This is a genomic window from Marinobacter profundi, assembly GCF_002744715.1.
GTDB classification, from domain to species: Bacteria; Pseudomonadota; Gammaproteobacteria; order Pseudomonadales; family Oleiphilaceae; genus Marinobacter; species Marinobacter profundi.
Genome location: NZ_KZ319368.1, coordinates 238,901 through 251,448 on the forward strand (window position 1 = coordinate 238,901; position 12,548 = coordinate 251,448).

Annotated in this window: 12 protein-coding genes; 3 read left to right on the forward strand and 9 right to left on the reverse strand. The window is 55.5% G+C overall.

Features of this window, described 5'->3' with window-relative positions; all coding sequences use genetic code 11:
- Positions 1–219: 219 nt before the first annotated feature.
- Positions 220–846: an HTH-type transcriptional repressor FabR gene (gene fabR / locus CLH61_RS04070; protein ID WP_099613704.1), complete on the forward strand. Its 627-nt coding sequence runs from the start codon at positions 220–222 to the stop codon at positions 844–846.
- A gap of 172 nt (positions 847–1,018) precedes the next feature.
- On the opposite strand, the gene CLH61_RS04075 is transcribed toward fabR, so the two are convergent.
- From CLH61_RS04075 to CLH61_RS04105, 7 genes are all read right to left on the reverse strand, one after another.
- The gene (locus CLH61_RS04075) at positions 1,019–1,537 is read right to left on the reverse strand and encodes a PilZ domain-containing protein (RefSeq protein ID WP_143752076.1); all 519 of its coding nucleotides are present in this window, start codon (positions 1,535–1,537) and stop codon (positions 1,019–1,021) included.
- Positions 1,538–1,688: 151 nt separating this feature from the next.
- Complete coding sequence (locus CLH61_RS04080) at positions 1,689–2,117, reverse strand: HIT domain-containing protein (protein WP_099613435.1); 429 nt, start codon at positions 2,115–2,117, stop codon at positions 1,689–1,691.
- A 4-nt stretch (positions 2,118–2,121) separates the two neighbouring features.
- Positions 2,122–3,465 carry a UDP-glucose dehydrogenase family protein gene (locus CLH61_RS04085; RefSeq protein WP_099613436.1) on the reverse strand — a complete coding sequence of 448 codons (1,344 nt, stop codon included), beginning with the start codon at positions 3,463–3,465 and terminating at the stop codon, positions 2,122–2,124.
- Positions 3,466–3,530: 65 nt separating this feature from the next.
- On the reverse strand, positions 3,531–4,523 hold the full coding sequence (gene galE, locus CLH61_RS04090) for a UDP-glucose 4-epimerase GalE (protein WP_099613437.1): 993 nt from the start codon (positions 4,521–4,523) through the stop codon (positions 3,531–3,533).
- The gene (tadA, locus tag CLH61_RS04095; RefSeq protein ID WP_228152522.1) at positions 4,520–5,053 is read right to left on the reverse strand and encodes a tRNA adenosine(34) deaminase TadA; all 534 of its coding nucleotides are present in this window, start codon (positions 5,051–5,053) and stop codon (positions 4,520–4,522) included. Before tadA ends, galE begins: the two co-directional genes overlap by 4 nt.
- A 150-nt stretch (positions 5,054–5,203) precedes the next feature.
- Positions 5,204–9,514, reverse strand: a complete 4,311-nt coding sequence (locus CLH61_RS04100; RefSeq protein WP_211289061.1) for an NACHT domain-containing protein — start codon at positions 9,512–9,514, stop codon at positions 5,204–5,206.
- Positions 9,515–9,631: 117 nt separating this feature from the next.
- Positions 9,632–10,201 carry a recombinase family protein gene (locus tag CLH61_RS04105; RefSeq protein WP_099613439.1) on the reverse strand — a complete coding sequence of 190 codons (570 nt, stop codon included), beginning with the start codon at positions 10,199–10,201 and terminating at the stop codon, positions 9,632–9,634.
- Between the two features lie 150 nt (positions 10,202–10,351).
- Here CLH61_RS04105 and CLH61_RS04110 point away from each other — a divergent pair, with 150 nt between their 5' ends.
- On the forward strand, positions 10,352–10,549 hold the full coding sequence (locus CLH61_RS04110) for a hypothetical protein (RefSeq protein ID WP_099613440.1): 198 nt from the start codon (positions 10,352–10,354) through the stop codon (positions 10,547–10,549).
- Positions 10,550–10,554: 5 nt separating this feature from the next.
- On the opposite strand, the gene traJ is transcribed toward CLH61_RS04110, so the two are convergent.
- Both traJ and CLH61_RS04120 read right to left on the reverse strand, forming a co-directional pair.
- The gene (gene traJ / locus CLH61_RS04115) at positions 10,555–10,908 is read right to left on the reverse strand and encodes a conjugal transfer transcriptional regulator TraJ (RefSeq protein ID WP_228152543.1); all 354 of its coding nucleotides are present in this window, start codon (positions 10,906–10,908) and stop codon (positions 10,555–10,557) included.
- A 32-nt stretch (positions 10,909–10,940) separates the two neighbouring features.
- The gene (locus CLH61_RS04120) at positions 10,941–11,168 is read right to left on the reverse strand and encodes a type I toxin-antitoxin system ptaRNA1 family toxin (RefSeq protein WP_099613441.1); all 228 of its coding nucleotides are present in this window, start codon (positions 11,166–11,168) and stop codon (positions 10,941–10,943) included.
- A 343-nt stretch (positions 11,169–11,511) separates the two neighbouring features.
- Between CLH61_RS04120 and CLH61_RS04125 the strand changes: the two genes are divergently transcribed.
- Positions 11,512–12,456, forward strand: coding sequence for an IS5 family transposase (locus CLH61_RS04125; protein WP_099613442.1), 945 nt, complete (start codon positions 11,512–11,514; stop codon positions 12,454–12,456).
- Positions 12,457–12,548: the final 92 nt, after the last annotated feature.

The following is a 12,548-nucleotide window of genomic DNA, read 5'->3' on the forward strand; positions in this document are numbered from 1 at the left end:
GGAGACCTGCCCTGCTCATATCATCGGATACCGCCGGGAATCTCTGTGCTCTGAGACGCTTTTGACGCGGACGCCCAGGTTCTGGCGGACCCTACTGGAAAAGCCGCCCATTATAAACACAATGGGATGGAAAATCAGGCTTCCGTCACGGTGGATGACGCCATCATCCCCGATCGCTAGAATGTCGTGTTTATCGACAAGATCAACTGGAGACCTTTCGTGTCCGTCAGAGCCGAACAGAAACTCAGAACCCGCCGCGCGCTGATGGATGCCGCCCTCGCCCAGTTAAGTGCAGATCGCGGATTCGGGAGCCTGAGCCTGCGGGAAGTGGCACGGGAAGCCGGTATAGCACCCACTTCATTCTACCGGCATTTTGCGGAACTGGACGAGCTCGGACTGGCACTGGTGGACGAAGGCGGGGTCGCCTTGCGGCAACTGATGCGCCAGGCCCGCAAACGAATTGCCCGTGACGGCAGTGCAATCAGTACGTCGATCGAAACCTTTATGGAGTACCTGGGCAACAACGCCAACCTGTTCCGACTGATGCTGCGGGAACGCACCGGCGTGTCCAAACCTTTTCGCACCGCGGTGCAGGCCGAAATTGACCACTTTGTCACCGAACTTGCCGACGACCTCCGGCGGTTTGCCGAAGAAGAAGGCAAACCTCTCTCGGATGCCCGCCTGGTGGCGGAAGCGATGGTCACCCTGGTATTCAACCAGGGCGCCGAAGCCCTGGACGCCACTGCCAAAGAGCGGGATCTGCTGAAGGCCAAACTGAAAACCGAGCTGCGGATGATTCTGGTTGGTTCCCAGGCACTGGCCCGGCAAAGCGGGAAAAGAGATTGAAGGCGTACCGGGTACCTTCCTGCCCTCCCGGAAATCGGAAGTATTTATGGAACCTTCCGGCGACCGGCAACGTCAGTCAAGTGGGATAGAGCCTATCCTCCATTGTTGAGTCGTTGCCTTCACAGGTAACTTGAGCCCGCCGGACAGGCGGGCTTTTTTTGTGGCAAGACGTTCAGCACCCGGCCACGACCCGCTGGATGCGACCACCCTGGCGATAGCCGACCGGTAACAGGGCATGGCGCCCGGCATCGGCACCGTCATCGCCAGACCAGTCCGACAACAACCGCTCGACCGCCCGGGCCCGGGCCCGGATGGATCCGGCAAACACTGACGTGCGGTAATCGAACTGCACCCCCACCCGAAGCCCGCCTGCGACGGGCATGGCATAACGGACCGTTGCCGGCACCCGGTCAACCATCGGTTGCACATGTTCGTCACGCAGGTCGTTTTCGAGGAAGAATGACACCCGGACGGGCTCCCCCGGTTGCACAACCCCCGCCTCGAGAATCAGCGCAGCCCCTTCGCGATCAAAATCCAGTACCGCAGATTGGGCAATCAGCACTGAGGGATTGCTGCCCTGATACACCCGTGCCCCCAGAATTCCGAGAGCAAACTGACGGTAGGTCACCGTATCTTCTTCCTGCCTGGCGGCCGAAACCTGCTGGGGTACTGCCAAGCTGTCAAACTTCATCCACATCCCCGACCTCTCTTTATTATTGGTTGAATACAGGCACGGGCGTACCCGTCTGCAGAACACGCCCAATAGAGAAACGTCGAGGGATTTCAGAAGGTTCCGGTTTTTTCTTAAACCGGTTTGTGTTGGCCCGAAATGCCGGGCTGCCTCAGCAGCCCTTTACCCGGTCAAGGAGCGGCCCAAGCCGCTGGATGATCGCCTGCAGCCCGGAATCCGTATAGGGGACAGGCTGCTGGCGACCCCAGACCGGTGCCGGCCACGCCGGATCCCCCTCAAAACGAACGATGTGGTGCAGGTGCAACTGGGGCACCATATTGCCCAGGGCCGCCACATTGAGCTTGTCGCCCTCGAACAGCGCCATCATGCCCTGCCCCAGGCAGCTGGATTCCCGCAGTAACTGCTGCTGGTCGGCGACGGTCAGGTCATAGATCTCGCGAACAGCCATGCGCCGCGGAACCAGGATAATCCATGGCCAGCTCTGGTCATTCATCAGTCGGATGTCACACAGGGCGGACTGCCCCAGATCGAGCGTGTCCGCCTGCAGACGTTCGTGTAGCCGGTACCCGCTGTCTGTCATTGCATCACACCGAGTGAAACTGGTTACGGCCGCGACCAATGGCGTAATAGATCAGGCCATGACGCTCGAGAATATCCGGGTCGTACAGGTTACGGCCATCGAATACCACCGGCTCCCGCAGCGCCGCACTCACTACATCAAAGTCCGGTGAACGGAATTCCTTCCACTCGGTACAGATCGCCAGCACATCCGCATTCTTCAGTGCCTGCTCCTTGGTACCGCACAAGGTCAGACCAGGCTGGTCCCCGTAGATGCGCTGGGTCTCCTCCATCGCTTCCGGGTCGAAGGCCTGGACGGTCGCGCCCGCCTTCCAAAGGTCTTCCATCAGGTTACGGGACGAGGCCTCACGCATGTCATCGGTATTCGGCTTGAACGCCAACCCCCACAGCGCGACCACTTTGCCGTCAAGATTACCGCCGAAATAATGGCTGATCTTGTCAAACAGGACGTGCTTCTGGGCATGGTTGACCGCCTCCACCGCATTGAGCAGGCGGGCCTCGTAGTCACAGTCCCGCGCGGTACGGGCCAGCGCCTGGACATCTTTCGGGAAACACGACCCGCCGTAACCGCAACCGGGATAGATAAAGTGATAGCCAATGCGCGGATCCGAACCGATCCCGCGGCGGACGGCTTCGATATCCGCACCCAGCCGCTCGGCCAGGTTCGCCACTTCGTTCATGAAACTGATCTTGGTCGCCAGCATGGCATTGGCGGCGTACTTGGTCAGCTCCGCGGAGCGGATGTCCATGAAGATCATCCGGTCGTGATTGCGGTTGAACGGATAGTAAACTTCCCGCAGCAGATCTGCCGCCCGCTCGCTGTCGGTACCCACTACAATCCGGTCCGGCTTCATGAAGTCGTTGATCGCCGCGCCTTCCTTGAGGAACTCGGGGTTGGACACTACGTCGAACTCCAGCTCGAGGCCACGGTGATCCAGCTCTGCGCGCACGGCGGACCGGACCCGGTCACCGGTTCCGACCGGAACTGTGGACTTGTCCACCACCACCTTGTAGTCCGTCATGTAGGTGCCGATGGAGCGGGCCACCGCAGTGACATACTGCAGGTCGGCAGAACCATCTTCATCCGGCGGCGTACCGACGGCAATGAACTGCAGCGTGCCATGCTCGACCGCCTTGCGGGGGTCTGTGGTAAAGGCCAGGCGACCCGCCTCCACCGTGTGCCGGACAATGGCGTCCAGGCCTGGCTCGTAGATCGGGATCTGGCCGTTTTCCAGCTTGTCGATCTTGGCCTGGTCCACATCCATGCAGAGGACCTGGTGACCGACGTCTGCGAGGCAGGCACCGGTGACCAGCCCGACGTATCCCGTTCCGAAAATGGTGATTTTCATGGTTCAGCTTCCGCTTCCGTAGTTCAAAAGACTGTCGAATATCCGTTCGTTGCAGACCCGCAAGGTCAGGCTTCTGCCGCCTTGCGGTCCTGCCAGATTTTTTCCCACGCCAGGGCGGTGCCGACAATGACGTCGAGGTCATCGAAATCCGGGCTCCAGCCCAGGACCGCACGAATCCGCTGGTTATCCGCCATCAGCGCCGCCGGATCTCCGGCCCGCCGGCCGGTTTCCACGACCGGGAAATCCACCCCGGACAGGCGCTTCACCACCTCGATGACTTCCCGCACCGTAAAGCCACGGCCATAACCGCAGTTCAGCACCCGGGATTCCCCTCCCCGGGCCATATGATCCAGGGCCATTACATGGGCCTTGGCAAGGTCCTCGACGTGAATGTAGTCGCGGATACAGGTGCCATCCCGGGTGTCATAGTCGATGCCGAACACACTCATCCCATCGCGGGCGCCGGTGACGCATTCACAGGCCACCTTGATCAGGTGAGTCGCCTCCGGTGTCGCCTGCCCCAGCAGGCCGTCCGGATTAGCTCCGGCCACGTTAAAATAGCGCAGGATGACGTAGTTCAGGTTACTGGCGGCTGCCAGATCCATGATCATCCGCTCGCTCATCATCTTGGACGCGCCGTAGGGATTGATCGGCGCCAGCGGCAGGTCCTCGGTCAGCACGGTCTGTTCCGGCATGCCATAAACCGCGGCCGTTGACGAGAACACCATATAGGGAATCTGGTGGCGTTCTACTGCCCGTAACAGGTTCAGGGTATTGCGGGTATTGTTGCTGTAATACTTGAGGGGGTTGGTGACCGACTCCGGCACCACGATGTTGGCGGCGAAGTGAAGCACCGCCTCGAACCGGTGGGCCTGAAAGACCGCCTCGATGGCCGCTTCGTCGGCCAGGTCGCCCACCACCAGCTCGCCGCAGGTGACGGCCCAGCGATACCCGGTCGAGAGGTTGTCAAAGACCACCACGTCGTGACCGGCCTTACCCAGCTGACGCACAACATGGCTACCAATATATCCGGCTCCGCCGGTGACCAGAACTTTCATGGTGTTATCTGCTCCTTCCCTGAATTCACGATGCGCTGACGGCGGATTTCTTCACGTCGCCGGGCAAAAAAATCACTGATGATGGTACTGCAGGGCTCTGCCAGAATGCCGCCTTCGGCCTCCACCCGCCAGTTCAGCGAGGGTTCCGCCAGCGTCTGGCGGACCGATTCAACCGCGCCCGCTTTGGGCTCCGTGGCACCATAGACCAGGCGGGAGATCCGGCTGTGTACGATGGCCCCGACGCACATGGTGCACGGCTCAAGGGTGACGTAAAGCGTGGCGCCGGACAACCGGTAATTGCCAACCCGCCGGGCTGCATCCCGCAAGGCACGCACCTCGGCATGGGCGGTAGGGTCACAGCCACTGATCGGCGCATTGAAACCGACACCGATCTCCCGACCATCCCGGACCACGACCGCCCCGACCGGAACCTCGCCCCGGGCGGCGGCCTGCGCCGCCAGTTCCAGGGCCCGGCTCATCCAGAGCTCGTCCTGCGCCCGGATGTTAGCGGACGCGGGCTCTGGTGCCACCGTTACTCCCACTCGATTATCAACAGAAATAAAAAACATTTATTTTTCAATATGATACTAACCAAAAAAAGCAAAGGACCATGATAAATACCACGTCGAGAAATCACCAACTTAAGCAACAAAGTCGATACTCGGAGCCTATTTTAGCACTCAAGACTTAGTCTGAGACTCAATAGGTAACCTAGGACGCAAATCAAGAAGGTGTACATGTATATAGGCTCCGCCTCCCAAAGCCTGTTGCACTCTGTCAGCCTCTGCAGTCAGCAGCGACAATAACTCATCCGCTTTGATCATGCGCTTTTCATCTGGATGTTTCCATTGACGGTCTTTTGCAAGAGTCACCAACAAAGCTCCAGCTTTACTGTATTCTGCTGCCATGTATTTCCTAACAAGCTGATTTTCTATTGTATCTCGCAAGTCTGTCGCTGTGCGCCCATCACCAAGTTTTAGTTCAATCACAGCTTCATGCTTAGAAATAACAGAGCGCAAACGTATATCAGTTTCCTTTTCGTCAGCTGTAACAGCCTCTTGGTCCATAGTGTAGATCGAGTTCGCGGCATAGCTCAGCTCGCGCGAAATTTCTCGACGCATCACCCTCTCGTCTGATATCCCTGCCCAAGCCTCTCGCGGTGACGCGTCACGGAGAAGAAGGTCGTTTAGGTCAGATAGCCTATCCTTCAAAATCGCAAACATAGCTTCATTCGTTGAGGCAGGCGCTTCCCCGCTTCGATCAAGTGCTACCGCTTGAGCCTCATCAAATACCTCAGCATCAATCTCTTGCGCCCAACTCTCTTCTGCCACAGCCAAAATGCGATCCTTGAAATGAGCGCACAAAGGATCTGCGGCCATCTCGAGCTTGGCAGCCAAGCCCTCCTCGCCTTTCGCGTTGAGTAATGCCGTTACAATGCTATTGCGTGCCTGTTCCGCGTTGTCTCGAGTGTCCGGTGAATAGGACCCTTCGTGGTGCGCATCGTCTTGTATTCGAACGTGGCGATAGGCCAAACGAAGAAGCCTCAGCAGTAGTTTCGGCGTGAATCGTTCGTCACCCAAACCAATTCCGTCTTGGCGATCACCAAAGAGGCTGGCCAGCCATGTCACAGCGTCTGATCGCTCAGATGGTTCAACTATCTCAATCTGATCCGCCAGCTTTTCGACACTCGTCTGCGGATCAATTCGCATTAAGGTCGACAACCAAACGAGGCGCAGCGAAAGCGGCAATTGTTGTTCCAATCTTTGTAGTGCCCGTTCTTGAAGTCTCTTAATTTCCGCAGCATCGCCATGCTTCAAGATAACCCGTGTGACTTGCCGAACCCTTTCGGTCATTCCGGTCGTGTTATCGGCGCCATTAATCCAGTCCCCACCGTCATCTAGCCAGGATTCCAGTCGTGGTAAAAATAAACTGGCTACCCTCTCAGGCGCATAATCAATTCCTTGAAGTAGGCTCGAATGTCCACGCTCACCTGACGGCCGGTTCAGCTCCCACGACAATTCATTTCCAAGCGTCCGGTCCACAGCGTTTGGGTGCGTGTCTACGAGACCTTCTATCCACTGAGGCAGGCCGTTCAGTTCAATCAGAGCGTACCGCGCGGCTAGCTCGGCTTCGGCATCGCCGAGTTTAGCTGCCCAGTCGGGGGCCTCCGCTTCGGCGTAGATCGCGGCCAGACCAAGTTGCCAACGTACAAGAAATGTATTGCGCTCGCCTTCGGGCCTTTCGCTGGGAAAAGTTGGGTGGTCATCACGCCAGATCTTCATCAGCACCCGGCGAAGCTTGTCGGCCGTTTCTTGATTGAATTGCTCTTCAATGAATCGCCGGTTCCAGCCTGACGATCGACTGTCTTCACCATCATGACTCATGGCGCGCCACAAGTTCCAAGCAGTGTTCCAGCTTTGCTCCGTCGAAAATGCGTTTTCAGGCTGATTGGCAACTTCTCGCCAGAACTGAACCCAGCTCGCGCGGTTCTTGGCCTTTCGCCGCTCTTCTTGCTTCTTTCGTTCAGCCTGCTTCTTTTCCCAACGACGATGCTCTTTGTCGTGCTTCGATGGTTTCAGCGAGTCGTCAAGTCTTTGCACGAATGAAGGTTCATCCAATATGAGAGGCCTAAGTCCTTCAACGTGTTTTTTCCATGTATCACGATCCGGCGACAGACGGATGGCTGCCTCCAAGAGCATTGCGCGTTCACCCGCATCCCGGGTCGTGTCACCAAGCGCTTCGCTCACCCAAGTCAGATCCCGGTCCGGTCTTAGCTGAACTGGTCCATCGTGAATAGTGATCTCTGCGAGCCGTCTCCAAGGATCTTTGATTTCATGGAGCGACTGCAGCAAAGCGTCCTCAACCCAGAAAAGACGCTCATTGTCCACTGCTTTCAGATTGACCAGCCGTTCGCGAAGTGATTTGATCGGCTCATCGTCGCAATGGTCTCGGTGGTGTAATCGCAATGCGATTACACCACCATGCAGCCACTGGTCGTCTAGGCTTATATCGAGGCCGCGTTCACATGTTGCAGCGAGTGCTCCACTGAGATGTGGCCGATCACTCATAATATGCGGCCACTCTTTTCGCCATTTAAGCCCCTCTGATACTAGCGCGAGGAGACCATCACGAAGTTCCTCAAGGACAGGGAGATCAAGAGACGCTCCTGCTATCAGGCGTGGTAGTTGCCAACTAAGATCGCCTACATTGCGCTTCTCTCGCTTTATCCATCTAAGGGTCCGACAAAGCTGCTCAACCGACATGTATTTTGGGAAAAGGGGTAGTATGGCACCGCGTACTACTCTATCAGGCCAGAGATCATCAGCATCAGCTATCCTGGCAGAAACTATCCCTAATCTCTCATCACCAAGGGCTACTAAAGCGTCAATAGCCATTATGCGCTCGACCGCAGTTGCAGCAATGTCCTGAGTGATATCGAATACGATGTCTGCACAAGCTTCTATGCGACCCGCCTCTATAAGGCTGATGAGGACTTCTCGTACATCCGGATTCTCTACTCCACTGCGCCAAATCCTGTCGATTTCTTCTGCCAACTCGCTCGATGCAAATCGGTGGACCTGAATGTGAGGCACCTGAAGGCCTCTCCACCCACCAGGGCCGTAGCGCTTAGCGTAGGCGCGAAGAGCTTGATTTCGCTGCGTCTGCGTTAGCGACTCTGGGTCGCCTTCATCCAGAAGCACAGCAGGCTCATTGTCTCGCAAGAGTTCAAAAATCCCGTCTTCTTGCAAGGCTAGCCACCCCGCCACTGGTCGCTTGGACGGGCGAACGATTGTGTTACCTTTTGTCTCCGCGAAGAGAAGACGTTTGAGGGCTCGAAACGGCATGCCTTGTCTTCGAAAAGCTATTAGCCGCTCCGCAGCAAGGTACTCGGCAACAGAGCGATGATGGAAGCGCACTCGGCCATAAGAAGCGAAGCCAAATAACGGACGCTCCAGCAGTGCTTTTCGTTCGTTCGGCTGCCAATCGGATAGGATGATCGCGGGATCAAGAGCTGCCTCCTCGTCAACAGCGTCGGACGCTGCACTATGACGAATGGTTATACGACGTGTCATCTGAACTGCAAGCGCGAGTCGGCTAGCTCCTTCGATCGCCTTGTCGACAGATAATTCCGCCGGTTCAGGTCTATCTTCGCGAGGAAGCAACTTCACGCGAACATTCGTGGCAACCTGATCGCGATGTGTTCGGATGCGTTTATGCTCACGCCAGTCCGCGCATAACTCAATGAGGTCCTGAGGCCTACGTGCAAACTCTAGGGCATTGCGACGTCGTAAGTCTTCAAAAAGAAGATCAGGATCGCTCACTCCCTGGTGTCGACAAAAATCGACGATCTGTTCGTCCGACAACGGCATTAAAGCTACAGACCGCCAATCGGGCGATTGATTTTTGCTTCTGTTGTCGTGTTGCTCCCGATGCTCACGCATTGCGATTTTCGCAAATGCTTCTTCATCGGAGTCCGAAGACGGCGCCATAGGAACAGGCAGTACGTTTCGGACCAGCTGTTCGTCGAAGGGGATCGGCCGTGTCGTGATGACGACGCGCGCCCGATGAAGCTGACCGCCGATACACTTTTTCAGTCGTTTGAGCGCGCGCTCAAACGACCCCATCGTCAATTTTAGCTCGTCAATCGAGTCCAGAAAAAAAGTCGCCACCTCAGACTGTGAGGCAAGCCACCCATCCAGCCGGGCTTCTTCATCTGCATCTAACAGACTGCGAAGGTCTTCTGTTGCCAACGCGGCCAATTCAACGAAGAATGCAGGTTCTCCCGAGACCCAAAGGCGCTCCGACTGTTTACGGCATTCGTAGGTTTTTCCTGCCCCTGCCTCGGAAATTATCAGTACACGTTTTGAATGTAGTAAATCATCCCATGTATATCCTCGCGACCAGCCCAGGCTGACCAAGAAAGACTGTTGGTCGGCATCATTAACCTTCCCATCAGGGATATCTTTAAAGGTCCGCTCTATTATTGTCACTAATGCCACCTATAAAATTTTTACCAATTAGGCCCGAATCTAGTGGTGCGCTTCGTTACAGCCTCAACATATTTAAATACAGCACCATGAGACTCATTAGCGAAACTGGACTCCCCTTCAATGCTGAGGCACAACGACTCCAACATACTTATAAATCGTTGTGCGAGAGACTCCATAACGACGAGCTACGTCTGCAACACGCATGTCAGGGTTGCTTAGAAGTTCTTCAATCTCCCGAACTTGCTGATCATCAAGCTTAGGCTTCCGCCCTCCCGCCCGGCCCCTAGCACGTGCTGCAGCAAGACCAGGCTGCGTTTGTTTGCGAATCAAGCTACGTCGAAATTCAGCTAGTGCAGCAAATACATGAATAACTACTTTTCCTGCTGCACCGGTAGTTTCGATCTGCTCGGTAATGCTCTCAAACCCCACCCCTAGCTGCTCTAGACTTTCCACTGTCATTACTAAGTCGGACAAACTTCGCCCTAGATCATCCAACCGCCAAACTACTAGGGAATCCCCCGCACGCAACTCCCTAAGGCACTGTTCAAGCTTTGGGCGCTCCCTACTATTACCGCTGAAAGCTTCTTCATAGATCGCGCGACACCCTGCCTTCTTGAGTGTCTCACGCTGGAGGTCTAGGTGCTGGTTATCCGGCGATACTCGGATGTATCCTATGCGTTGATTCATTGACACAACCAGAACATTGAAAAGTTAACGGAAATATTAACAGCCTTCGCTAGCTCAGGCGAGCGGAAGTTGAGAGCATCGCTGAGTAACCTGCTCCTAATTCATAGGCGCAATGATTGATACATCAAGAGACGGATAGGGGAGCGAAGAATGAGCAAGAAGAGCCCAGAAGAATCAGGTAATTACACCAAGAAAGCTTTGCCACTCGAAGCTGACGCCGCCAGCCGGGGCGTTCAGAGACTGACAGACCAGGAGAAATTGGAACTTCGGCGGGATATGATGGAGTCTTCAGCTTGGGCAAAGGAAGAACTGGCCCGCCGACGTAAAAAGCAAGGGGAGCGATCATAGCCTTGTCATGGCTCAGACCTCGGCATAACAATCTTGGTCATGATCTTACCCATTTCCTCCTGCGTCACCTCGATCTTACTGAGAACAGCGAGGATTGTTGACTGGCCGAACAGGGCAGTTCGCACGTCATCGGTCAGCCATAGCTTCAATAGGCCACCCAAACGGCCAAGATCGCCGTTGATTCGGGCCAACTCCGGGACCTGCTCACAATCGACCACACCCTTGATCTTGTAGCCCTGTCCAACCTCACGCAGATAACGCGCAGCGCTCATGCCTGCTCGCTTTGCTTGCACCTTGATATGTTCCTTTTCCTCGGGTAAGCAGTACACCTTGATAGGTATACTGCTCCTCCTCGTTATTCATTTTGCCTTATCGTCCATCGTCTTTTGCCTTACCTACTTGTCACCTGGCGGATAGTGTCCAACGCCTCCTGGAAGTCCTCCGGCGTCGCTCGACCAGTTTCAGCCTGGTAGTACAAGATTGTAAACATATTGGCCACCGCCTCCGCGACGGGCGAAATCTGCCGGGCGGTTTCCTGGTCAATGAACTCCAAGGCGGCCAGCTTGGTCGCAGCCTGATGAATTGCTTGCTGAACTTCGATATTATGTGTGGTTGTCATGTGTCACCTCTCTGTCAGGTGGTATGTGAAAATGCGGGCCGGTGCACCATCACCGGCCCGTGTGCTTTCTAACTAATTGCTACTTGCGTCGGCCAAACGGCCAGCGTCTCATTTTGTCGATTTGATCGACCGATCTCGTCATGTCCTTGTAAGCACGCCCGGCCAACCTGTTAAGGCCAGCATCACAATGAACATCACTGCGAAGAAACCAAATACCTCCGCAAGATTTTGAGGTGGAAAGTTAAACTCCATAATCAGTAATCCTTATCTAGGGAGTCTCTGAATAAGTCTCAAAATCAGCGATAATACGGCCATCGCCAACCGCATAGGATTCGTTGCCAACATGGATCAAATCACCTTCTCCGAAGCCGAGTACCAGACCAAGAAGCGTAAGACTCGCCGCGAGATTTTTCTGGAACGGATGGACAAGCTGATTCCCTGGAAGCAGTTGGAAAAGAAGGTGGCCCGTTATTACCCCAAGGGCCAGAACGGACGGCCTCCCTATCCGCTGCCTGCCATGCTGCGGGTTCATTGCATGCAGCTGTTCTATAACCTGAGCGACCCCGCAATGGAAGACGCTCTGTACGAGATCGAGTCTATGCGGCACTTCGCTGGTCTGAAGTTGGACCGCTTGCCGGACGAGACAACGATTCTCAATTTCCGGCATTTCCTGGAGCAACACGGTCTTGGCAAGGCGTTGTTTAAAGAGGTGAACAAACACCTGGAGAAAAACGACCTGATGCTGCGTGAAGGCAGCATCGTAGATGCGACCATCATCTCTGCTCCCAGCTCTACAAAGAACCAGGCTGGCAAGCGCGATCCGGAGATGCACCAGACCAGGAAAGGCAACGAGTGGCACTTCGGCATGAAGATGCACATTGGTGTCGACGACAAGCTGGGCCTGATTCAAAGCATTTATACCACCGCTGCCAACGTTCACGACATCGTACCCACCGACAAGCTGCTGCACGGTGAAGAGCAACGAGTCTTCGGCGACGCCGGTTACCTTGGCATTCAAAAGCGGGATGAGCATAAGCACCGCGAAGACGTCTCCTGGTTCATTGCCAAAAGGCCTGGCATCCGGAAGAAGCTGGATGCCAATAAGATGAAAGCCGAGAAAATCAAAGCCAGTGTTCGTGCCAAGGTCGAGCATCCGTTCCGGTATATCAAGCAGGTCTTCGGCTATAGCAAGGTCCGCTATCGCGGTCTTGCCAAGAACAACAACCGGCTGCTCTTGCTGGCCGCGTTCAGCAACCTGCTGATTGGTGAAAAATACATGCTGGCGTAGGGCCAGTGCGCCTGTTTTCCGCCAAAATGGCGGGAAACGGGCAAGAAACACACAAATAACGGGAGAATAACGTCTGAAAATCCCGATTTTTG